Origin of the sequence: Burkholderia sp. BKH01 (assembly GCF_025685725.1) — a bacterium.
GTDB classification, from domain to species: domain Bacteria; phylum Pseudomonadota; class Gammaproteobacteria; order Burkholderiales; family Burkholderiaceae; genus Burkholderia; species Burkholderia pyrrocinia_C.
Map to the genome: position 1 here is coordinate 53,639 of NZ_JAOTQT010000011.1, position 22,679 is coordinate 76,317.

15 protein-coding genes and 1 pseudogene are annotated in these 22,679 nt (G+C 65.3%); 6 read left to right on the plus strand and 10 right to left on the minus strand.

Annotation, left to right across the window (positions count from 1 at the left end):
- Positions 1-95 precede the first annotated feature (95 nt).
- Complete coding sequence (locus OEJ37_RS17960; protein ID WP_411859269.1) at positions 96-215, minus strand: LysR family transcriptional regulator; 120 nt, start codon at positions 213-215, stop codon at positions 96-98.
- Positions 216-417: 202 nt separating this feature from the next.
- Here OEJ37_RS17960 and OEJ37_RS17965 point away from each other — a divergent pair, with 202 nt between their 5' ends.
- Together OEJ37_RS17965 and OEJ37_RS17970 are read left to right on the plus strand one after the other, a co-directional pair.
- Entirely contained in the window at positions 418-1,395 is a 978-nt protein-coding gene (locus OEJ37_RS17965) for a zinc-binding alcohol dehydrogenase family protein (RefSeq protein WP_263345021.1), read from the plus strand.
- A gap of 27 nt (positions 1,396-1,422) precedes the next feature.
- Positions 1,423-1,567, plus strand: a pseudogene (locus OEJ37_RS17970) (DUF1427 family protein); the annotation flags it as partial.
- Positions 1,568-1,591: 24 nt separating this feature from the next.
- On the opposite strand, the gene OEJ37_RS17975 reads toward OEJ37_RS17970, so the two are convergent.
- Together OEJ37_RS17975 and OEJ37_RS17980 are read right to left on the minus strand one after the other, a co-directional pair.
- Positions 1,592-2,620 carry a transporter gene (locus tag OEJ37_RS17975; RefSeq protein WP_175947789.1) on the minus strand — a complete coding sequence of 343 codons (1,029 nt, stop codon included), beginning with the start codon at positions 2,618-2,620 and terminating at the stop codon, positions 1,592-1,594.
- A 206-nt stretch (positions 2,621-2,826) separates the two neighbouring features.
- Positions 2,827-3,771 carry a phage tail protein gene (locus OEJ37_RS17980; RefSeq protein WP_263345022.1) on the minus strand — a complete coding sequence of 315 codons (945 nt, stop codon included), beginning with the start codon at positions 3,769-3,771 and terminating at the stop codon, positions 2,827-2,829.
- Between the two features lie 121 nt (positions 3,772-3,892).
- On the opposite strand from OEJ37_RS17980, the gene OEJ37_RS17985 reads away from it, so the two are divergent.
- From OEJ37_RS17985 to OEJ37_RS18000, 4 genes are all read left to right on the plus strand, one after another.
- Positions 3,893-4,738: a M15 family metallopeptidase gene (locus tag OEJ37_RS17985; protein WP_174417301.1), complete on the plus strand. Its 846-nt coding sequence runs from the start codon at positions 3,893-3,895 to the stop codon at positions 4,736-4,738.
- 301 nt (positions 4,739-5,039) lie between these two features.
- Positions 5,040-8,984, plus strand: a complete 3,945-nt coding sequence (gene tssM / locus OEJ37_RS17990) for a type VI secretion system membrane subunit TssM (RefSeq protein WP_175921006.1) — start codon at positions 5,040-5,042, stop codon at positions 8,982-8,984.
- Positions 8,981-9,970: a type VI secretion system-associated protein TagF gene (gene tagF / locus OEJ37_RS17995; protein ID WP_174417303.1), complete on the plus strand. Its 990-nt coding sequence runs from the start codon at positions 8,981-8,983 to the stop codon at positions 9,968-9,970. Before tssM ends, tagF begins: the two co-directional genes overlap by 4 nt.
- Before the next feature lie 4 nt (positions 9,971-9,974).
- Positions 9,975-10,925, plus strand: coding sequence for an OmpA family protein (locus OEJ37_RS18000; protein ID WP_263345023.1), 951 nt, complete (start codon positions 9,975-9,977; stop codon positions 10,923-10,925).
- Positions 10,926-11,018: 93 nt separating this feature from the next.
- Here the strand turns inward: OEJ37_RS18000 and OEJ37_RS18005 are convergent, their stop codons facing one another.
- From OEJ37_RS18005 to tssH, 7 genes are all read right to left on the minus strand, one after another.
- The gene (locus OEJ37_RS18005) at positions 11,019-13,298 is read right to left on the minus strand and encodes a phospholipase effector Tle1 domain-containing protein (RefSeq protein WP_263345025.1); all 2,280 of its coding nucleotides are present in this window, start codon (positions 13,296-13,298) and stop codon (positions 11,019-11,021) included.
- A gap of 1 nt (position 13,299) precedes the next feature.
- Positions 13,300-14,142 (minus strand): hypothetical protein, encoded by an 843-nt coding sequence (locus OEJ37_RS18010; protein ID WP_263345026.1) that lies wholly within the window; start codon positions 14,140-14,142, stop codon positions 13,300-13,302.
- A gap of 158 nt (positions 14,143-14,300) precedes the next feature.
- Positions 14,301-15,155 carry a hypothetical protein gene (locus tag OEJ37_RS18015; RefSeq protein WP_411859270.1) on the minus strand — a complete coding sequence of 285 codons (855 nt, stop codon included), beginning with the start codon at positions 15,153-15,155 and terminating at the stop codon, positions 14,301-14,303.
- Positions 15,115-16,155: a DUF4123 domain-containing protein gene (locus OEJ37_RS18020; protein WP_263345027.1), complete on the minus strand. Its 1,041-nt coding sequence runs from the start codon at positions 16,153-16,155 to the stop codon at positions 15,115-15,117. Before OEJ37_RS18020 ends, OEJ37_RS18015 begins: the two co-directional genes overlap by 41 nt.
- On the minus strand, positions 16,155-18,713 hold the full coding sequence (locus tag OEJ37_RS18025) for a type VI secretion system Vgr family protein (RefSeq protein WP_263345028.1): 2,559 nt from the start codon (positions 18,711-18,713) through the stop codon (positions 16,155-16,157). Before OEJ37_RS18025 ends, OEJ37_RS18020 begins: the two co-directional genes overlap by 1 nt.
- A gap of 113 nt (positions 18,714-18,826) precedes the next feature.
- Complete coding sequence (tssA, locus tag OEJ37_RS18030) at positions 18,827-19,948, minus strand: type VI secretion system protein TssA (protein WP_175920990.1); 1,122 nt, start codon at positions 19,946-19,948, stop codon at positions 18,827-18,829.
- A gap of 56 nt (positions 19,949-20,004) precedes the next feature.
- Positions 20,005-22,674: a type VI secretion system ATPase TssH gene (tssH, locus tag OEJ37_RS18035; RefSeq protein WP_263345029.1), complete on the minus strand. Its 2,670-nt coding sequence runs from the start codon at positions 22,672-22,674 to the stop codon at positions 20,005-20,007.
- Positions 22,675-22,679 lie beyond the last annotated feature (5 nt).

A 22,679-nucleotide genomic window follows, 5' to 3' on the forward strand; every position in this document is an offset into this window, starting at 1 on the left:
GGCCGGCGCACCTCCTCCCGACCTTTGACGGGCCTCGCGAGCGAGGCCCTTTTTTCTTTCCGCGCGACGCTATCGCCCGACGCCCATTCAGGCCGTCACACCCACGCGGCATCCCACGCCGGCTGCGTCTCGAGCCGGTCGATGCGCCGCACGACCGACGACGCGGCGACGCCCAGCCGGCGCGCGGCCGCCGAGAAGCCCTGCCGGTCGATCACGTCGACGAACGGCGCCAGGTGCGGGAAAGGAAGTCGTCCATTCAGGAGGCTCGGGTTTTGTCATGCATGGATCGCAAAACAATCATCCGCCTTTGCGCATTTCCACGTCAGTTCGGCCCGACTAGACTGCATTCATCCTTTTCAACCGTTGCACGCGGCGGCCTGCCGGGCAGCGCGGCAGCCATCCGCCACGGAGATCATCATGCGCAGCATCCGCTTCGACGCCCCCGCCGCCGACATCGAATCGCTCGACGCGCGCGTCAGGGAAATCGACCAACCCGTGCCGGCCGACGGCCAGATCCTGATCGAGGTACGCGCAGCCGGCGTCAACCCGAGCGACGTGAAGGCCGCGCTCGGCCGCATGCCGCACGCGGTGTGGCCGCGCACGCCCGGGCGCGACTGGGCGGGCATCGTGCGCAGCGGGCCTGCCGACTGGATCGGCGCGCCCGTGTGGGGGTCGGGCGGCGATCTCGGCGTGGGGCGCGACGGTTCGCACGCGCAATGGCTCGTGCTCGACGCGGCACTGGTGCGCCGCAAGCCGGCCGTGCTGACGCTCGACGAAGCGGCCGGCGTCGGTGTGCCGTTCGTCACCGCGTACGAGGGTTTGCGCCGGGCCGGCTTGCCGACGGCCGACGACGTCGTGCTGGTGTTCGGTGCGAACGGCAAGGTCGGCCAGGCCGTAATTCAGCTCGCGACCGCGCGCGGCGCGACCGTGATCGGCGTCGAACGCGGCCCCGGCGGCTATCGCGGCCACGCATCGGGGGACGTGCACATGATCGACGCGTCGAGCCTGCCGGTCGCCGACGCCGTGCACGCGGCGACCGGCGGCCACGGCGCGGACATCGTCTACAACACGGTCGGCAGCCCGTATTTCGAAGCCGCGAACGCATCGATGGCGATCGGTGCGCGGCAGATCTTCATCTCGACGATCGACCGCAGCGTGCCGTTCGACATCTTCGCGTTCTATCGCGGCCAGCATACGTACGTGGGTATCGATTCGCTGCAGCTCGGCGGTGCCGCGGTCGCGCAGATCCTCGACACGCTCGCGCCCGGTTTCGACAACGGCACGCTGCGCCCGTTTCCGATTGGCGACGACTACGTGTACCCACTCGAACGCGCGCACGACGCGTATCGCGCGGTGCTGGCCGGTGCGCGCGAGCGCGTCATCCTCAAGCCCTGACGCCGGACCGCGCGGGAGATCACCATGATGGATTACGCGACCTCACTCTCGGTGGGTGGGCGTCGGCGTGCTGTACGCGCTGCTGCACGTGCGCTCGCCGGCCCCGCCGCTCGTCGCGCTCGTCGGCCTGCTCGGGATGGTGATCGGCGAACGCGCGATCGCGCTGCTGCGCTGACGAGCTGAAGCGGCGCCGGCGCTAGCGATCGTCGCGACGCCGGAACGCCCACCATGCGGCGAGCGCCGTGAAGCCCGCGACGAGCAGCACCATCAGCCAGAAGCCGTGCTTGTTCTCCGAGAACGGCACGCCGCCGACGTTCATCCCGAAGAAGCCGGCGACGATGTTGATCGGCAGCGCGATCACGGTCACGAGCGTCAGCGTGAACAGCGTCCGGTTGTTCTGCTCGTCGAGACGCGACCCGATCTCTTCCTGCAACAGCTTGATCCGCTCGTTGAGCCCCGACAGATCGGCAAGCACCAGCGAGAACTCTTCGGTCGATTCGCGCAGCTCCTGCCGGTCTTCCGCGTGCAGCCACGCGGGCGGCTTCGCGAGCAGCCGGAAAATCGAACCGGGCTCGGGCGCGAGCATGCGCTGCAGGCGTGTCAGCGTGCGGCGCATCGCGCCGAGCTCGATGCGGCTCGACGTGAGCCGCTGCGACAAAAAGCGATCCTCGATGCGATCGACGTCGACGCTCGTGCGCCGCATGATCTGGATCAGCAGGTCGGCCTGGTCGCGCAGCAGGTGCACGAGCAGTTCCGCGGGCGACCTGAACTGCTCGCCGTCGCGCACGCAGGCGCGCAGCGTGTCGACCGAGCGCAGCGGCTTGAGCCGCGCGGTGACCATGATGCGCTGCTCTACGTGGACGAACAGCGTCGCGATCTCCGACGGCGTCAGCTCGAGATTGAACATCACGTCGTTGACGATCGCGCGCAATGCGCCGTCTTCCTGCTCGATGCGCGTCGAGCGCGAACCTTCGTGAAGAAATTCGAAGAAGCTGTCCGGCAGCCCGAGATGCGTGCGCATCCAGCGCTCGCTCGCACCGTGCGCGAGATTGAAGTGCAGCCAGACGAAATCGTCCGATTCGACCGCGTCGCGCGCGCGGCACGTGCGCAGCCACGCGGCGGCCGCATCGGCGTCGAACATCGCGCCGGATCCGCCCGGAACGAAGCGGAAGCCGCACACCATGCCGGACGTATCGGCGCCGTAAGTCTGTACGATCAGGTCCATCGTGTCGAAAGTCGTGCGGCGCGCGGTGCGCCGCACATCGCGGGTCGCGGGCCCGCGCCGGGAAAAGAAAGGACACGTATGCCCGACGGTCGTGACGCACTCGTGACAGTGTCACACGGCATGAAACCGGCGGCTTCCGTGCCGCAAAAGCAACGCGCCGCCCAACGGGCGGCGCGGATACGGCATGGCGGCTTGGGCAGGACGCGTTACTGCCGCGTCTCCGATTGCGCGGCGTTCGGGCATGCCGGATCCTTGCCCCAGTGACCGTCGCAGACGCGCCAGCGGCATAGTTGATCCTCGAAGAAGCCACGCTCCGAACACTCCTTCACGCGCGCCCCAAGCGAACCGGCCGCCGCCGTCTTGGTCGGCACGGCCTGCGCCTTCTGCGCGGCAAGTTTCTTGTCGGCCGGCTTCGTGCGCGCGACGAGCGCCGCGAGCAGATCGGCATCCGGATCGTCCTTCCCGGCCGCCTTCGCATTCGCTGTACGCGTCGACGCCGCATCGCGACGCTTCTTCGCCTGCGCGAGTTCGGCTTCCTGTTCCTTGCGATGCTTGCGGGCTTCGGCCTTCGTCTCGGCCTTGCCCTGCGCCGCGACCTTCGCGTTCTTCGCGGCGTCAGCCTTCGTGGTTTTCGTCGTCGCTGCCGCGGCGGCCGTGGCGGCTGCGGCAGCACCGGCCGTGGCCGCGCCCGACGCGTCGTCCGCGCCATTGGCGAGCGCGCGCGACAGGCGGCTGCTGTCCGCGCCGGACGCGGACGATGCGGATGCAACGGTCTGGGAGGCCGAATCGTCGTTGACGATCGTGGCCGGTTGCGCGGCGGACGCACCATTCTGCGCGACCTGCACGGCGGCATTGCTGGCCGGTGCAGCCTTGGCCGGCGCAGCCGCTGCGGGGGCCGCGGCAACGACGGCCTGCTCGCCCGACTGCTGCTGCATGCGCCATGCGCCCCAGCCGCCGACAGCAACCACCAATGCCACGACGGCCGCGATCGGCGCCTTCAGCGAACGGCGCGCCGTTTCGGCGGGCGGCGTGACACGTCCTTCCAGATTCGCGAGAATGCGCGATTGCTGAGGTCCTCCCTCGCCTGCCGGTTTAGTATCGGACAGCAGGCTGGGCGGAGTTTTCGAATTTGAATTTTCCGGCGCACTCATTCAGCGTCTCATTGAATCCTGGTTTAATTCACCGCGATAATATAGCCCGGCCTCTCGAAGCAGCCTGATTCTAAGAGCAAGCATTGCAAAACACAATCAATTCCAATTTCCGGGGATTTCGTTGATTGCCGTCGCACTCGTCGCCTATTTCGCCCTTGCCGTCGCGGTTGCGGCACTGTTGCTTTTACCGGGTATCCGCGCGACCGTTTTCGAATCGGTCGCCCAGTTTCACGGCCGTCTTACGCGCCGTGCGAACGATCGCGCCGCCCGTACGCGAAGTCAGATTGTTAAATCGGCAAGCGCTACGCGCGGTGCATTAAACGATGTGCAAAATTTACTGGTTCGGCGGCGCTTGATGATTATGGTATCGGCAGGTATTCTTGCGACGCCGCCATTGGTCGCCATTGCGTTACGCGGCCGGCAATTGTTCCAGTACGACGACACGGCGCGCGTGCCCGACGAGAAGATCGCCGCGCTGCTGCAGGGCGAACAGCTCGTGCCGCCGCCGCCGCTGCCGCCGGAAGTCTTCGCCACCCGGGAAGTCGAACAGGTGCGCCCGGCGCTGAAGGATGCGAGCCGCGACTGGAACCTGCTGGACCCGGATTTCCGTACGCGTTTGCTGCTGGTCTACAAGATCATGCACGAACAATATGGTTATGAAATGGCGCTGCTGGAAGGTTACCGGAGCCCGGAACGGCAAAACCGGCTGGCGCAGATGGGCAGCAACGTGACCAATGCGGCGGCCTTCCAGAGTTATCACCAATTCGGGCTGGCGGCTGACAACGCATTCCTGCGCGACGGCAAGCTGGTCATTTCCGAGAAAGATCCGTGGGCGATGCGCGGCTACCAGTTGTACGGCCAGGTCGCCGAGCAGGTCGGCCTGACCTGGGGGGGCCGCTGGAAAATGATGGATCTCGGGCACGTGGAATACCATAAACCCGGTTTTAAACTGGGACGCGGCAGCTAGCCAGGGCTGCCGGACAGGAAATAATGAGGGCGGCATGGGGCTTTTTAATATCCCGGCAGGAAACGATACGGGCGGCGCAAAAAATCGGGCATTCCGGTGCGCGACTTTTTGCGGCCGCCGCTTCCGTTTTAAATCTCACAGCGTCCTTTCATTAATGCGCGCGCCTTCTCCGATGCCGCGGGCGCATTGATGCCAGCCCCCTTCATCCCGTTTGACAGCATGGCGACACATCGCGGCGCCACCCTTGCCGCTCGGCGCGCCTGCGTCGCCTCACCGAATCGCACCGGAACCTGAACGTCCTATGCAACGCATCCTCAACGTGCTGACTCATCCGCGTACGCTCTCGATCGTCGGGATCGTCGCGCTAGCGGCCATCCTCTTCATCGTCGCCGACATGCTGCAGTTGCCGCTCCTGTGGGCGGCGATCGCGTTCGCGGCGATCCTCGCGCTGTGGCTCGTCGTCGCGCTGTGGCGCCGCTGGCGCGTGAAGCGCGCGAACCAGCAGCTCGGCCAGGTGCTGGAAGAGCAGGCGGAAACCGGCAAGATCGCGGCACCCGCCGCCGCCGCGCTCGCGCCCGACGCGAAGACGGCCGACCTCGACGTGCTGCGCACGCGCCTGTCGGACGCGGTGAAGACGATCAAGACGTCGAAGATCGGCCAGGTCTCGGGCGGCTCCGCGCTGTACGAACTGCCGTGGTACATCGTGATCGGCAACCCGGCCGCGGGCAAGAGCAGCGCCGTGCTCAATTCCGGCCTGCAGTTCCCGTTCGCGGACAAGAACAGCGCCGTGATCCACGGCATCGGCGGTACGCGCAACTGCGACTGGTTCTTCACGACCGAAGGGATCCTGCTCGACACGGCCGGCCGCTATTCGGTGCACGAGGAAGACCGCAGCGAGTGGCTCGGCTTCCTCGGCCTGCTCAAGCGCTATCGTCCGAAGGCGCCGATCAACGGCATCATCGTCACCGCGAGCATCGCCGAACTCACCGGCAACCGCCCCGAATTCGCGATCAACCTCGCGAAAAACCTCCGCCAGCGCGTTCAGGAGCTGACGGAAAAGCTCGAGGTGTTCGCGCCGGTCTACGTGATGTTCACGAAGGCCGACCTGATCACCGGCTTCACCGAATTCTTCAGCAGCAGCGACAAGCACGAATACGACCGCGTGTGGGGCGCCACCCTGCCCTACGAGCCCGACGACAAGCGCGACGTCGTCGCGCAGTTCGACACGCACTTCGAGGAACTCTACGAAGGGCTGAAGGAGATCAGCGTCGCGCAGCTGTCGCTGTCGCGCGGCAACCAGCTTTCGCCGGGCCAGTTGAGCTTCCCGCTCGAATTCTCGACGATCAAGCCGTCGCTGCGCGCGTTCCTCGCGACGCTGTTCGAGAACAACCCGTTCCAGTACAAGCCGATCTTCCGCGGCTTCTACTTCACCAGCGCGCTGCAGGAAGGCGAAACCAACAGCACGGCCGCGCAGCGCATCGCGCACCGCTTCGGCCTCGACGCGAACGCGCTGCCGAAGCCGCACAGCGCATTCTCGAAGAACGGCTTCTTCCTGCGCGACCTGTTCTCGAAGGTGATCTTCGCGGACCGCCAGACGGTGCGCCAGTTCGCCAGCCCGACCAAGACGCGGCTGCGCTACGCGACCTTCTTCGGCTTCGTCGCGGCGCTCGCGCTCGCGCTCGGCGGCTGGACCTGGTCGACGATCGGCAACCAGCAGCTCGTCTCGAACGTGCAGGCCGACCTCGACAACGTCACGCGCCTGCAGCAGGGCCGCAACGACCTGCAGTCGCGCCTGCAGGCGATGGACATCCTGGAAGACCGAATCGAGCAGCTCGAGCAGTTCCGCCGCGACAAGCCGCTGTCGGTGTCGCTCGGCCTGTACCAGGGCGACCGTCTCGAGCAGCACCTGCTGACCGAGTACTACAACGGCGTGCGCCAGATCCTGCTGGCCCCCGTGTCGCAGAACCTCGCGTCGTTCATGAAGGACGTGAACGCGCACCCCGAACAGCTCGTGCCGATGACCCGCCCGCCCGAATCGGGCGCCGTGCAGGGCGGCACGATGCCGGTCTCGACGAACGCGGCGGGCGCCGCACCGCAGGCCGGTGCCGCACCGGCCGCGTCCGGCACCGCGCCGGCCGCCGCGCCGCAACAGCCGGCCGCGCCGCAGGGCGGCCTCTACAGCGACGCGTCGCCGACCAACGTGCAGGACGCGTACAACGCGCTCAAGACGTACCTGATGCTGTCCGACAAGCGGCACGTCGAGCAGGCGCACCTGACCGACCAGCTCGCCCGCTTCTGGCGCGGCTGGCTCGAGACGAATCGCGGCAACATGCCGCGTGACGAGATGATCAAGAGCGCGGAGCGCATGATCTCGTTCTACCTCGCCCGCGTGAACGACAACGACTGGCCGATGATCGACGCGAACCTCGCGCTCGTCGACCAGACCCGCGAGAACCTGCGCCGCGTGGTACGCGGGATGCCGGCCCGCCAGCGCGTCTACGAGGAAATCAAGGCACGCGCGTCGACCCGCTTCGCGCCGATGACCATCGCGCGCATCGTCGGCGACGGCAACCAGGGGCTGGTGGCCGGCAGCTACGCGATTCCGGGCACGTTCACGCGCGAAGCGTGGTTCGACTACGTGCAGCCGGCGATCCGCGACGCGGCGACCAAGGAACTGCAGGCGAAGGACTGGGTGCTGAATACGTCGACGCAGGACGATCTGACGCTCGAGGGCAGCCCCGAGCAGATCCAGAAGACGCTGGTCGGCATGTACAAGACCGAGTACGCGCAGCACTGGCAGAAGTTCATGCAGGGCATCGCGGTGCAGGGCTTCAGCAGCTTCGGCCAGGCCGTCGACGGGATGAACCGCCTCGGCGACCCGCAGGATTCGCCGATCCGCAAGATCCTCGAGACCGCGTACGACCAGACGTCGTGGGACAACCCGTCGCTCGCGAACGTGACGATCAAGAAGGCGCAGACGGGCGTCGTGAACTGGGTCAAGCAGCTGTTCTCGCGCTCGCAGGCCGGCCAGGTGGCGGCCGCCAACATCGACATCAACGGCAATCCGGCCGAGGTGCCGATGGGTCCGGTCGGCCAGGAGTTCATCGGGCTCGCGCGGATCGTCGCGACGCATGACGGCACGTCGATGCTCAAGGGCTACATGGATTCGCTGTCGAAGGTCCGGACCCGCTTCAACGTGATCAAGAACCAGGGCGACCCGGGCCCCGGCGCGCGCCAGCTGATGCAGCAGACGCTCGACGGCAACGGTTCGGAACTCGCCGAGTCGCTGAAGCTCGTCGACGAGCAGATGCTGACGGGCCTCACCGATTCGCAACGCAAGTCGCTGCGTCCGCTGCTCGTGCGGCCGCTGATGCAGGCGTTCGCGGTCGTGATCCAGCCGGCCAGCGCCGAAGTCAACAAGGTGTGGAACGCGCAGGTCTACCAGCCGTTCCAGAACTCGCTCGCGACGAAGTATCCGTTCGCGGCCAACGCGAAGGTCGAGGCCGGCGCCGGCGAGATCGCGCAGGTGTTCGGTCCGGACGGCTCGATCGCGAAGTTCGTCGGCACGACGCTCGGGCCGCTCGCGGTGCGCCGCGGCGACACGCTCGCCGCCCGCACGTGGGGCGACATGGGCATCGGGCTCACGCCGGACTTCACGAACGGCTTCGCACGCTGGGTCGCACCGCTCGCGGGCGGGGCGGCAGGCGGCGCGGCCGCGGCGTCCGAGCCGCAGACGGTGTTCCAGATCCTGCCGCAGCCGAGCACGGGCACGACGGAATACACGATCGCGATCGACGGCCAGCAACTGCGCTACCGCAACACGCCGCCGCAGTGGACCAACTTCGTGTGGCCTAACCCGCAGGGCTCGCCGGGCGCGACGCTGTCCGCGACGACCTTCGACGGCCGCACGGTGCAGCTCGTCAACGAGCCGGGCCGCTACGGTCTCGAGAAGCTGATCAACTCGGCGCAACGCAAGCGCCGTCCGGACGGCACCTTCGACCTGACGTGGGTGCAGGGCAGCGTGAACGTGTCGGTGACGATGCGCATCATCAGCACGTCGCAACCGACGGGCGGCGGCGGCGACCAGCCGCAGCAGCAGAGCCTGCGCGGCCTGCAGCTGCCGTCGTCGGTCGCCGACGCGAGCGCGGGCGCCGCGCAGAACGCGACGCAGTCCGGCACGGGCACGCCGGGCGCAGCGCCGGCCATCGCGGCCGCCAACGCAACGAATGCACAGGGGGCGCAATGACGCAAACCGTACAGGCGCAAATCGCCTATTTCGGCAAGATTCCGTCGCGCGGCGACTTCGTGAAGAGCGCGCACAATCCGCAACTGCTGCAGACGCTCGATCACTGGATCGCGCAGGCGCTCGAACTGCTTGCGGAAGATCCGCGCTGGAAGATCGTCTACGAGGATGCGAAGCCGATGCATTTCGCATTCCTCGGCTCGCGCAGCAAGCTCGCCATCGCGGGCCACATGGTCGCGAGCCACGACGTGTCGATGCGCCGCTTCCCGTTCCTCGGCGCGACGGCACTCGAGGTCGACCGGCCGCTCGCGTTCCTCGCGCGCAGCCCGCTCGCGTTCGCGCGGCTGTGGTCGCGCGTCGCCACGCAGATCCCGCCGCTGCTCGGCAAGGACGAGCCGCCCGGCGCGCTGCAGGCGCTCGGCGACACGCAAGTGCCGATCGACGTCGGCGGCCCCGGCACGTCGCATGACGGCACCTTCAACGATTTCATCGAACACCAGTCGCTGTATGGCCTGCAGCAGATGCTGCTCGAAAGCGGCCATCCCGTGCGGCTGCGCGGCGCGATGCTCGCGCTCGGCTCGCTGCTGCGGCCGGTGATGCAGAGCGGCTCGTCGCACATCGAGCGCGGCCTCACGTTGCCGCTGCCGGTCGATCCGTTCTACCGCAGCCTCGTCGCCGCGTTCTGGCTCGAACTGATCGCGCCGTTCGTCGCGCAGGCCGACTTCGAGCTCGCGATCTTCATCGGCTCGATCGCCGAGCGCGAACGGCTCATCATCGGCTTCAACGGCGCGTCGGCGAAGACGCTGCTGAGTGTCGTCGATCCGCAGACCTACGCCGCCCACAACATCGACATCGACGATCCCGAGTGGATCGACGCCCATGCGCAAAACGATCACCAGATCAGCAAGCTCGTCAGCTACCTCGACCAACCGCAACTCTCGCTGCGCGTCGCCATCGACGCGTTCCGCGAAGCGTTCATCGGAGGCTGACGGGATGCATCGCACGATTCACGCCTGGCGCCCGCGCTTGTCGCCCGCCCTCGCCGCTCTGTTCGCCGCCGGCCTCGTTGTCAGCGGCGCAGCCTTCGCGCAGAACACCGGCGCGACCGTCACGCCGGTCGGCAACGGCTCGGTCGCGACGACCGCGCTGCCGTCGTCGAACCCGAACCCCGGCGCCGCGCCTGCGACCGCGTCCGGCACGGTGGTGCACGGCACGGCCGGCACGATCACGCCGCCGCCCGCGAACGCGGCGCCCGGCCAGGTCGTCGCCGGCGGCAAGGTGCCCGACGAGGCGACCAAGGCCGCCGTGCTGCAAAAACTGCGCGATACCTACGGCGCGACGAACGTCGTCGACCAGATCGAGGTCGGCGACGTCGCGACGCCGCCGAACTGGAGCGCGAACGTGCAGAAGCTGCTCGGCGCGCAGCTCAAGCAGATCAGCAAGGGGCAGTTGAAGATCAACGGCACGCAGATCGAGATGAAGGGCGAGGTGCACAACGAGGCGCAGCGCCAGCAACTCGCGAGCGACATGGCGAACACGCTGAACCCGACCTACACGATCAAGAACGGGTTGCGCGTGTCGGCGTCCGAGCAGGGTGTGCTCGACCAGACGCTCGCGAACCGGACGATCGAGTTCGAGACCGGCAGCGCGACGCTGACGCCGCAGGGCAAGCTGATCCTCGACCAGATGGCGGCCGCGCTCGCGAAGATGCAGAACCGCACGGTCGACATCATCGGCCACACCGACAACTCGGGGAACCGGACCTCGAATATCGCGCTGAGCCAGGCGCGCGCGGACGCGGTGAAGGGATACCTGATTACGAAGAGCATCCCGCCGCAGCAGATGACGACGACGGGTGTCGGGCCGGATCAGCCAATCGCGCCGAACGATACGGCTGATGGAAGGGCGAGGAATCGGAGGATCGAGTTCCGGGTGGGGCAGTAACGGATCGATCGGTGCTCCTTTGCGGGGCAGCACGGCACACGACGGGCGGCGGCAGCGATGCTGCCGCCCGTTTTCTTTTGCGGTGAACGGCCCTCAATGGGTGGGGGTTGCGCCCCCCTTGTAGCCCCTCGCCCACTCCTGGCTCTGCTTGGCTGCCTGGTCGATACGCGCAGCGGCAAGATCGTCCTTCTTGCGCTTCTTTGCTTCCTTTTCGATATCGGACGTGCCGAATTCGTCCTTGTCCCGCGTGCGAAAGTACAGCGACGGCGCGAGCACGTGATCCTGCCAGCTCGTCAGCAACGTATCGTGGACGAGCATGTCGAACAACGCCATCACGTCCGGCGGAAGCGGATGCTTGCCTTCGATCCCTTCCTTCCAGGCCGACACCAGCTCCATCTGGGCTTCGGGCAGCATGGCCGCCTCGACCGCATCCGCGCTCGCCTTGTTGTTGGAATCCCACGAATCCGGCATGTTGCGGATGCGCTCCGCGGATTGCCGCAGGCCGTCCTGGAGGGACGCGCGGCGCAGCATCTTTTCCGACTCCTTGTGAAGTCGCTCCCACACGGTCGTGTAGTCCTTCGGCGCTTCCGCGATCAGCTTTTCGTAACGCTTCTGCGCCGCGTCGCTGGCCGCTTTCATTCCCCGCAACGTCGCCTGGTCGGCCGGGCTGCGGCTGGCCAGCATGCTCATGTTGATGCCTTGCCGCTGCAGCTCCCAGTCGAGCTGAGACTTCGCCGTCTTGCGCTGCAGGTCGGCATCGGCCATGTTTCGCTTCCAGTCGGCAACCGGATCGGACATCGTGCGACGGAACGCGGGGTCCTGGTAGCGGGCCGCGATCCAGCGCATGAAGACTTTCGAATGCTCCATGAAGTCGACGCCGGGTTTGCGGGGGATGAGGGCGCGGTAAGCGTCGACGAGTTGCTTGATGCGGTATTGCTTGCCGTTGCAATTGATGGGTTGGGCGATCGTGAATTTCCGGAAGGTGTCAGGTTTCTTGTCCCGCAGGTCTTCCATCGTGTCCATGACGGCACCTGCCTTCAACGCTTCCAACAGCATGTCTCGCAGAGGAATCCGCGTCAGTTCGGCATTGAAGCCAAGTGAACCGTTAGGTGCACCGCCCACGACATCGCAGCTCGTGCCTGGATAAAGGAACTGTTCGCCACGAGTTTTCTCGATACTGTCGAGACGCTGATAAAAGCGCATCTCGTGCGCGGCGGCAAAATGAACACAGCGCTGCACGCTAGCCGGTATGCCGAGGGAGCGATCCTTATAGCTGGTTTTGAGCATCCCCAGATACGGCACCATGCCAATCAGCTCGCCGGCCTCTTCCGACATGACCGACGAAACGGCATCGAGCAGACCGACGAACTTGATCTGGATCGATACGCCGTCAATAGCGAGATCCGTATCGTCCCTGCGCTTGTATTTCTCCGCCAGGTCGTTGATGAACGCACGTGCGAGCACGCAGCCCCGGTCCGCGCCAAATACCGATACCTCGATGACCCGAACCTTCGGCATCTGCTTCTTGACTGCCTTGTACGCAGCTTCGAACTGGTCCTTGGCTGCGATCAACCGGGTATCAACGCCCGTTCCGAACGCTTCGGCCATGACGGAATTGTCGCGTACGATCGGCACATTCTCCATCGCTATGCCAACGAAAAGGCTGCGTGCAACCGCCCATGCCGCCTTCATCGGCGTTCCCTTGACGTTGTTCTTGAAGTCGTTCTTGGCGTTGCGCCACAGCAGCGTTCCGGTAGCCTTGGTCCGCTCCCAGTACCGTTCCGGTGACGCATTCAATACATTCATGACACGTCGCGCCTGAGTGGGAATGTGCTCAATATCCTTCCGGATATCCTCAAACGCCTTCGCAATTGGCCGAAGTGAAAAATCCCCCTCGAGGAACTGCTTCTTCACGTCGTCGACACGCTTTTTCACGCTGGCCTGCTTGATTGGCGTATTGACGCGCGTGAACGACTCGGCAACCGACTTCGCTCCGCTCAGCGCCTTCTTGCCCACCATCTTGGCAGCGGCCACACCCGCATTAACCCAGTCATTGGACTTGGCCGACTCGTTGAGCGGCGTACCCAGCCCTGAATAATAGAAGCGGTACCAGAACTGGTTAACCGGCCGATGCCTGTCATCGTTGTCCCGGTGCGCCTCCCACAAACGACAGATATTCGAGTATTGAGAGCTCGACTTGTCGTCGATATCACGACTTCTACCAAACGCATCGAAGAAAAAACCCATGCGAATTGTTGCGCCACATGGCAAGCAATCACCTTTCGGATACATGCTTGCATCCTGGCGGACAAGCTGCATGTATGTGGACATCGGTGTCGCGTCATCCGGATCGAGCTTGATTCTCTCAGCCATGCTACTTCTCCTCTACGCGCTGCGGTGGCAATAAGCCGCTAGGGACCGCAGGCACGGCAGCCGGCCTGAACTTGTCGCTCGCCAATTCAGCGAGTACGTTCTTGGGTAACGATTGCATCGAATTTGCAAACGCACCGGGTTTTCCGGCGGCTGCCCGCAAGACTCGCTGTACCTCCGGATGAGCATCGAATCGACCGTTCACGAGCAAGCTAAAGTACGCATACTGCTCGAGATCGTTCCGGTCGGTCAGTTGGTATTTCAGCCACGCCGAGACCACCGCACGCGCAATGCGACGATGCGACTGCCCATCCGTGTCGTCGAATTTCTTGTCCAGTTGCTCCTGATAATGAGTCGCCATCCATCGGGAAACATCCACGATCGGAATGCGCGACTCATCCAGAAGTTCGCCGGGAAACTGGAACTCGACGTGATGGTCAGGATAGAAATGAACTTCGAGAATGCGACTACCGACCTTCTCGGGGATGGTCGACGGTGGCATCACGACCTTTGTCTCGACTTGCTGCGCATGCGAGTCGTCCATCGTCCACCGATCTGCGTCGTAATACTTCCATTTGACCGTGAACTGAGTGCCCTTGAGCTTATAGCAGCACGTGACGCTCCCCCCACCGGCGCCGGGCGGATCATCTCCGCCGCCGCTCGCCTTGTTGCCATAAGCGTCAATGATGGTGAAGCCGTTCATGTTGTAGGGCAGATAATTCCGGCCCATGACCGAAATCCCGCTGTACGTCTGTTCCGATTTGCCGCAAGCCGTCACAGCCACTAATAACAGGCAAGTCGCAAGAGCACGACTCGTTAGATGCGAAAACCTCGTTCCTCTATGCATCGATGTTTCCCTTCTGAGCGACACCTCGTACGCCGTACCGTGGCGAGCAGGCGTCTGTTTGCGTGCGTGACTCGACCACCTTCGCACACGATTCGAATTCCGTCTTGCGTGTAATGCGGGTTGGTAATTGCCCACGATCTTGATCAAATGTACCCGGCTCAGCCATGCCTCGCCTCTGGCGCACGCGGTGGCGGTAGCAAACCGTCAAGAATCAGCGGGACAGTCACGGGCTCGAAGCTGTTACTCGTCAACGCAGACAGCACATTCTTCGGCAGCGAATGCATCGCCCTTGCGAACGCACCCGGCCGACCGGCCGCTGCCTGCAAACCGCGTTGAATCTCGGGATGGGCATCAAATCGGCTGTTGACGAGCAGACTGAAGTACGTGTATTGCTCAAGATCGTCACGGTCCGTCAACCGGTATTTCAACCATGCAGACGCAACGATACGAGCGATCCGGCGAAACTGCTGGTCTTCGCGCTCGTCGTATCGCTTGTCCAGTTGCGCCTGATACTGCGTCATCCATCTCACAACATCGACAATCGGCAGGCGTGCATCATCAAGCATCTTGCCGGGAAGCTGGAACTCGACATGCCGGTCCGGGAAGAAATGCACCTCGAGAATCCGGGAACCCACCTCGTCGGGCAACTGAGACTGCGGCATCGACACTTTCGTCTCGCCGCGGAACATCTGCTTGTCCCCTTTGTGCCATTGGTCGACATCGTAGTAATTCCACTTGACGACAAATTCCGTGCCCTTGATCTTGTAGCAACATTTCATGCTGCCGCCCCCCGCACCTGGCGGGTCGTCCCCGCCTCCGCTCGCCTTGTTGCCGAACGCATCGGTGATGGTAAAGCCGCTCATGTTGTACGGCAGATAATTCCGGCCCATCACCGAAATCCCGCTATACACCGGCTCCGATTTCCCGCACGCGCTCAAGGCCATCGCAACCAGGCCCAGCGCCAGCACCGACCTACGCCACACCACCGCGCGCCTCCAGCAATTCCCGCTCATGCGCATCGCGAATCGCATCCCATATCGCATCGTCGATTGCCATCAGCGCCGTATCGACGCCGGTTTCCCCGTGTGACGCAGCTTCGAGGCGCGCCTTGACCGCCGGATGCTCGTCGAACTTCGGCGCGACCTGCACGCCCATCACCACGTAGCACAGCAGCTCCGCTTCGCCGGAGATCCCGTGCCCCGCCGCGCGATCGAGTTGCTCGACAACCTGCTCGTACAGCTCCCCGTCGGACAGGTGATCGACCGCCGCCGCCATCGTCTCGCGAAACTTCAGCACGAGCTTGTCCGGATAGCCGAGTTCGATCAGGTGCGCATGCTGCTTCTCGCTCAAGCCCTGCACATCGCCTGCCTGCGCGGCCCCGGCAGGCGCCGGCGCATCGTTGCGCCACACGACCTCCTCAAGCCGCCGGTTGCGATAGCGGATCTCGCCGAACGGCGCAACGAACTGCTGCGCCTGCGTATCGCTCCACACCAGCCGTAGCCGTCCGAATACGTGATTGTCGAAGAAGAACAGGTAATACGCGCGACCGTTCGGCAGCGCGTACTTCACATATCTGCGCAGATGCGCGTCGAGCGCATCGAACGACCACGTCGACCACAGCCACGTCACCGCGTGCAGATCGACCGCGTCCAGCCACAGCTGGCGCAGCAGCCGATGTTGCTCGGTCCCCTCCTCGTCGAGTGCCTGGCGGTCGAAGGCAATCAGGTACGGTGCGATATCCGTATAAGCGTCGAGACCGGTATCCGTCCAGAGCGACGCGTAGCGCAGGCCGTGCACCGTCACGAGCTGCGTATCCAGCTCCTGATAACCGCGCGTATCGACGATCGCGTACAGTCGCATCGGCCGGCCCTCGGAGGTCCCGCCCCTCAGCGACGCCTTCAGCGCCTCCAGAAATACCGGCCATTCCGGCCCGCGCGGATTCGGCGCGGCGTCAACGGCCTCGCTCATGTCGACTGCATCGCCCACGTCGCCGATGTTGCTCACGTCACCCATCAATCCGCCTCGACCATCGATTCGCGCCCGCTATGCGCATTCAGCACGCATTGCTTGCACGTGCCGCCCGGCATGGCGGGCAGCGGATACGGCATGCTCGTCGGGCCGCTGAATGCGTGCTGGGCGCCCTTGATGTCGATCTTCCCCGGCGCGTGAATCTCGATGTTGCCGCCCTTGATCCGTACGTACGCGCCGCCCGAGGTCAGCAGGATCTCCTGTTTGGCGGCCACGTCGACGTTCTCGGTCGACGACACGATCTTGACGACCTTCTGCGCGGTCATCTCGATACTGTCCGCATGCGCCTGAATCTCGACCTTGCCCTTGCCCGCGAACAGCTTGATCCCGGCATTCTGGGCAAACAGGCTGATGCGATCCCGGATACCGGCGATCAACGACTTCCCGCTGGTAATGAATGTGCTTTGGCCGCTGACGATATTGGCCTGCCGATCGCCAGACAGGTGCACCGACTGCTGCGACGCCAACCCGATCCCCGCCGGACTCGCGAACAACATCACCGGTTCCGTGAACGCATTCGCGCTGCCCGTCCCGCCGCCCGCGGTCCTGCCGCCCGACGACGCACCCGCCACACTGTTCTTCGTCGCGTCGGTGAATTGCTTCAGCGCATCGTGCCCGGTACCGAGGCTTTCGGCTTGATGCATTTCACTGACCTGCGACATCGACTCGAGCAGCCCGTCGGCATTGGCAAGCTGCTGCTGCGCTTCGCTCGCATCGAGCGGCTGGCTGTTCGCCTGCTTCGGATGCGTCGTGACATACAGCCCCTGTGCCGCACGCACCGCACCGTAAGCATCCGTGCGCAGATCGAAACCCGAGCCGAGATACGCGCCGCGCGTGTTGCCGCTCTGTTCGATCAGATAGCCGAGATGAAGCAGCGAATTCGCGCTGCTACTGAACAGGCGCGCACGGTTCTGCCCGGTCGCGTCGTCGAGCACCATCTCGTTGTGACCCGAGCCCGCATACTCCTTCGACCGGAAGCCCGACAGGATCCCGTCGCTATGCCATTGCGGCTTGGCGGCGCCGTTGTAGACGCGATGCATCACGATCGGCCGGTCGCAGTCCCCGCCGATGTAGCCGATCATCACTTCCTCGCCGACCCGCGGAATATGGACGCTGCCGTAACCGCCGCCGGTATCCGACTGAACGACGCGCATCCAGCACGACGCGTTTTCGCGACCTTCGCTCTGCCGGTCCCAGACGAACATGACCTTGATCCGGTTCAGTTCGTCCGTGTAGACCTCCTCGCCCTTCGGCCCGACGACGACGGCCGTTTCAAGCTGCATCGCGGGCTTCCGATGTTCGAACGGGCTGCGATACGGCACGGCCGCGCGTTGCGCTTCGACTTCGACGAGATAGAACCCGGCCGAACCGTCGTCATGACCGACTTCGAATGCAGCCGCTTCACCGTGGCCGGCTTTCACCTGCGCCAGCCGATCCTGCAGGCTGTGCGGAAAATTCGCTTCGTGGTCCGAGATCGGCAGGTTGTTCTCGATGTACCGCGACACCTTCAATGCCGCGAATTCCCGGTCTTGCGCCGCATCGCGGTCGTGCTCGGGGTGATCCGCCAGCGTGAAGCGCCGCCCGGCGTCGATCCCGCGCACGCCGCCCACACCGAAGAAGCGCTTCGCGCGCGACTCCCATTCTTCGAGGCGAATCTTCGACAGATGTTCGCCGCGATCCTGGCCCGCATACGTGTACGCACCGGTGTATTCGTAGATTTCTGCCTGGTCCGGCAGATCCCCTTGACCGGCCTTCGTCGGCAACGTGGTGCCGTTCGGATTGCCGGCCGAGGACGGCGATTTGTAATCGAACGTGCGCGTCGTGTGCAACGAACTCTGCAAGGTCCGCGACGCGGCCCATTGCGTGAAGCCCGCGGTTTCGCTACCCGTTCCCGAGCGGTCGAACCTGACGGTTTTCGGCGACAGTTCATCGACGGCATGCAGGTCGTCGGTAATGACGAGCGTGTGCGCGTTGCCGTCCTCGCCATGCCGCCAGAAACCGAACAGCCCTTCGTCTTCCATCAGGCGATGCACGAAGTTCCAGTCGGTTTCGCTCTGGCGGCAGTACGAGCGCGACGGCAGCGTCTTCGACAACGCGAACTGGTACTGCCCCTTGGCCTGCGGATGCGCGTCGAACACATCGGCGAGGATCGCGTCGACGCTCTGGTCCTGCCAGTACCGCATGTCGCTGCGGAACTTGAGGAAGTGCATCCACGACGCGAAAGTCAGCTGGTAGCTCGACAGGCTGCCGTCCGCGCCGAGCCTGCGCGCCGTATGGATATAGCCGTTGATCGGCAGATACGACTGGTTCGCCTGCTGGATCCACAGCGTCATCGGCTTCGCGATCAGCGTCTTGAGCTCGATGTCGCTCGCGGTGGAAACGAGATCGAGCGTGACGCTGAAATCGCGCCCCAGTTCGGAACGGGTCACGGCCCGACGCGGCACGAGTGCATTGTTCGGCAACGACGGAATGTCCGTCTTCAGCAGACGATCCTGCTGAATCAGGCCACCGCGAATCGCCTGTGCGAGTTCGGTCACGTTCATGCGTCATCCATCTTGTTGTCACCGCGATCCCGCGTGGGCCCGCGCTCTCAGGAAACAGCCTTTCTCTCACGGCACCTCGGACACCCCCGAGTAACCTTGCCCCGACGCGGTCATTACGACTGCTCGTCCGGCCTCACCCCCAGCAGCTCGCGAATATGCGACAACGAGCCGTCGTCCTTCACGACGCTCTCGAGCCACTTGTGCAGCGGCATGTCGGCCCACTCCGCGGCCTTGTCGGCGAGATACGCGACCGGGCTGTGCGGCTCGGTCTGACGGAAATAACGCGCCACCGCACGCAACTGGTCGACGGCTTGCGCACGGTTCTGGATGCCGGCGATCATCTGCGTCACCGGAGGACGCAAAGCGGTCTGCGACTGCACGTGGGTCTCCTCGGTCTTGATCGAATTGCCGAACACCGGCTCGATGCGCTCGGGCTGCGCCTGTTGTGCCGCCTGCGTGTGCGGCGCACTGCCCGTATAGCCCTGCTCGCGCGCGAAGCGCTCGGCGAGCCGGTACACGGTCTCGAACGCGTCGCGCGCCTGCCGGAAGCTCGGCGCCGAATCGCCCGCACGTTCGACGAGCCGCTCCTCGAACGCGTCGAGCGCAAATTCGAACGCCTTCAGGTTCGCCAGCAGCGCCGTGTAGAACGCGATCGACGTCACGCGCCGCGACGCATCGATCTGGTCGATCGACGGCTTGCCGCGCGCGATGTCGTCCGCGTGTTCGGGGTCGCGCTTGATCGACTGCGCGACGTGCTGCGCCACTTCCCAGTCGAGCGTGCTGAACGCGTTCGACGCGCCGTCCGTCAACGGCACCGCGCGCAGCAGCTCGGCCGTGCGGCCTGCCAGCCACGCGACGTTGCCGAGCCGGTACTCGGTGTCGTCGCCTTCGGGCAGCGGGTGCACGCTGTCCCAGAACTCGCGGCACAGGCCCTCGAGCAGCGCATAACCTTCGGTGAGGCCGGTGATGCCGTCCTCGAGCGCGAGCGCCTCGGTCAGCCACACGGCGAGCCGCAGGTCCTTCGTGCGCGTGCGCAGCAGCTCGCCCGCATGGTCGACGACGAAGCCCCAGTCGGCCTCCTTGATCTCGGTCACCCATTCGCCCTGGTCGAGCGTCGGATCGTCGTAGCGCCGCGCGTCCTGGATCGCGTCGAATTCGTTCGAAAACAGCAGGTCGTCGCCGCTGGGCGACGCGTCGCTGATCGGCGTCAGCAACTCGGGGAGATTGATCGGCATGGTTCAGTGAATCCGTTGATGCATCAGATGTCGCGCGCGGGGGCTCATTCGACCGCTCATTCGACCGTATAGGCGAATTCGCCGGCCTCGTCCGCACGCACCGCGATGCGCGCGATGGCCTCGCCGTCGGCGATCCGGCCGAGCACGTGGCCCGCGATCTCCGGCAGCAGCGTGCCGTTCAGGATATGGTCGACGTTGCGGGCGCCCGAATCGACCTCGGTGCAGCGCGCCAGCACCGCATCGACGAGCGACTCGTCCCATTCGAACGCGGCCTTGTGGTTCGCGTCGATCCGGCGGCGGATCCGCTCCAGCTTCAGCTCGATGATCTCGGCCAGCACGTCGTCGGAAATCGGATAGTACGGCACGACCTTCATCCGGCCGAGGAACGCGGGCTTGAAGGTCTTGTACAGCTGCGGACGCAGCGTCTCGGCGAGCGCGTCCGGATCGGGCAGCTCCTCGGCCGGCTTGTTCAGGCACGCCTGCATCACCGCTGACGAGCCGACGTTCGACGTCAGGATGATCAGCGTGTTGCGGAAGTCGATCTCGCGCCCTTCCGCGTCGTCCATCGTGCCCTTGTCGAACACCTGGAAGAACATCTCGAGCACGTCGGGGTGCGCCTTTTCGACCTCGTCGAGCAGCACGACGGAATACGGGTTGCGACGCACGGCCTCGGTCAGCACGCCGCCCTCGCCGTAGCCGACATAGCCGGGCGGCGAGCCCTTCAGGCCCGACACGCTGTGCGCTTCCTGGTACTCGCTCATGTTGATCGTGACCATCTTGCGCTCGCCGCCGTACAGGATGTCGGCCAGCGCGAGCGCCGTCTCGGTCTTGCCGACGCCCGACGGCCCGACGAACATGAACACGCCGCGCGGCTTGTTCGGATCCTCGAGGTTCGCGGTCGCGGTGCGCACGCGCTGCGCGATCGCGTCGAGCGCGTGGTCCTGGCCGATCACGCGCGCGGTCAGCAGCGGCTGCAGGTTCAGCACGGTGTCGATCTCGTCCTTCACCATCCGGCCGAGCGGAATGCCCGTCCACGCGGCGACGATCTCGGCGACGACGTGGCCGTCGACCTGCAGCGGCACCATCGGCTCGCCGCCCTGCAGCGCGTGCAGCGCCGCCACGCGTTCGGCGAGCTTGTCGCGCGTCGCCTGCACGTCGACCGGCTGGCCGTCCTCGGACGGGCCGCGCGCCTTGTCGAGCGTTTCGCGCAATTCGGTGATCTCGGCGACGATCGCGCGCTCGGCTTCGTAGCGCGCCTCGTCCTTCGCGAGTTGCTCCAGCGCCGTGTCGCGCGCGCTGCGCAGCTCGGCGAGACGCTCGTCGTGCGGCGCGCCGCCCGCTGCCTCGCGTTCCAGCGACGCGATTTCCGCGTCGATCCGCTCGATGCGCTTCTTCGTGTCGTCGATCGCGGCCGGCGTCGCGCTGTGTGCGAGCGCGACCTTCGCGCACGCGGTGTCGAGCACGCTGATCGCCTTGTCGGGAAGCTGGCGGCCGCTGATGTAGCGGTGCGACAGGCGCACGGCCTCGGTGATCGCATCGTCGAGGATCCGCACGTTGAAGTGCTTCTCCATCAGGCCCGACATCCCGCGCAGCATCGCGGCCGCGAGCGGCTCGCTCGGCTCCTCGACCTTCACGACCTGGAAGCGCCGCGCGAGCGCCGCATCCTTCTCGAAGTACTTCTTGTATTCGCTCCACGTCGTCGCGGCGATCGTGCGCAGCTCGCCGCGCGCAAGCGCCGGCTTCAGCAGGTTCGCCGCATCGTTCTGGCCGGCCTGGCCGCCCGCGCCGATGATCGTGTGCGCCTCGTCGATGAACAGGATGATCGGATGCGCGCTCTTCTTCACTTCGTCGATCACGCTCTTCAACCGGTTCTCGAACTCGCCCTTCACGCTCGCGCCGGCCTGCAGCAGCCCCATGTCAAGCACGTGCAGCGCGACGCCGGAGAGCGGTGGTGGCACGTCGTCGGCCGCGATCCGCAGCGCGAGGCCCTCGACGACCGCCGTTTTGCCGACGCCGGCCTCGCCGGTCATGATCGGGTTGTTCTGGCGGCGGCGCATCAGGATGTCGATCGCCTGGCGGATCTCGGCTTCGCGGCCGATCACCGGATCGATCTTGCCGTCGCGCGCGCGCTGTGTGAGGTTGGTCGTGTACGTGTCGAGCGCGGGCGTCTTCGACGGGCCGGCCACGGGTGCCGCACCGTCGCCCGCCGGCGCCACGCCACCATCGTCGGATTCCGCCTGGCGCGGCTCGGCTTCGCTCGATCCGGCCACGATCTCGTCGAACTTGTGCTTCAGGTCCGTCACGTTCACTTCCGCGAACTGCGACGACATCCGCTGCGCGAACTGCGCGAGATCCGGCGCAGTCAGCAGCGCAAGCAGCAGGTGCCCCGAACGGATGCGACCGAGCTGCGAATCGAGCGATGCGATCAGCCACGCCTGTTCGAACAGCGCGATCAGGTGCACAGAAAACACCGGCGTACGCGTGTTACCGGTCTTCAGGCGCGTCAGCTCGCGTTCGAGATCCGCGCGCAGCGCATGCGGATCGACGCGGCTCGCGCGCAGCGCGAGCGGCAGGTCGCCCGCCGGCTCTTCGAGCAGCGCGAGGAACAGGTGCTCCAGATCGACCTCGTAGTGGCCGCGCGCCAGGCACGCGCTCGCCGCACGCTCAGTCGCGCGCCGGCACAGCGGGTTCAGTTTCGTGATCAGGGTCTTCAGAGGCGTGCTCATGGCGT

Coding starts and splice junctions, on each gene's coding strand:
- OEJ37_RS17965 (WP_263345021.1), top strand. CDS start 418: ATGCGCAGCATCCGCTTCGACGCCCCCGCCGCCGACATCGAATCGCTC.
- OEJ37_RS17975 (WP_175947789.1), bottom strand. CDS start 2,620: ATGGACCTGATCGTACAGACTTACGGCGCCGATACGTCCGGCATGGTG.
- OEJ37_RS17980 (WP_263345022.1), bottom strand. CDS start 3,771: ATGAGTGCGCCGGAAAATTCAAATTCGAAAACTCCGCCCAGCCTGCTG.
- tssM (WP_175921006.1), top strand. CDS start 5,040: ATGCAACGCATCCTCAACGTGCTGACTCATCCGCGTACGCTCTCGATC.
- tagF (WP_174417303.1), top strand. CDS start 8,981: ATGACGCAAACCGTACAGGCGCAAATCGCCTATTTCGGCAAGATTCCG.
- OEJ37_RS18000 (WP_263345023.1), top strand. CDS start 9,975: ATGCATCGCACGATTCACGCCTGGCGCCCGCGCTTGTCGCCCGCCCTC.
- OEJ37_RS18005 (WP_263345025.1), bottom strand. CDS start 13,298: ATGGCTGAGAGAATCAAGCTCGATCCGGATGACGCGACACCGATGTCC.
- OEJ37_RS18010 (WP_263345026.1), bottom strand. CDS start 14,142: ATGCATAGAGGAACGAGGTTTTCGCATCTAACGAGTCGTGCTCTTGCG.
- OEJ37_RS18015 (WP_411859270.1), bottom strand. CDS start 15,155: ATGAGCGGGAATTGCTGGAGGCGCGCGGTGGTGTGGCGTAGGTCGGTG.
- OEJ37_RS18020 (WP_263345027.1), bottom strand. CDS start 16,155: ATGGGTGACGTGAGCAACATCGGCGACGTGGGCGATGCAGTCGACATG.
- OEJ37_RS18025 (WP_263345028.1), bottom strand. CDS start 18,713: ATGAACGTGACCGAACTCGCACAGGCGATTCGCGGTGGCCTGATTCAG.
- tssA (WP_175920990.1), bottom strand. CDS start 19,948: ATGCCGATCAATCTCCCCGAGTTGCTGACGCCGATCAGCGACGCGTCG.
- tssH (WP_263345029.1), bottom strand. CDS start 22,674: ATGAGCACGCCTCTGAAGACCCTGATCACGAAACTGAACCCGCTGTGC.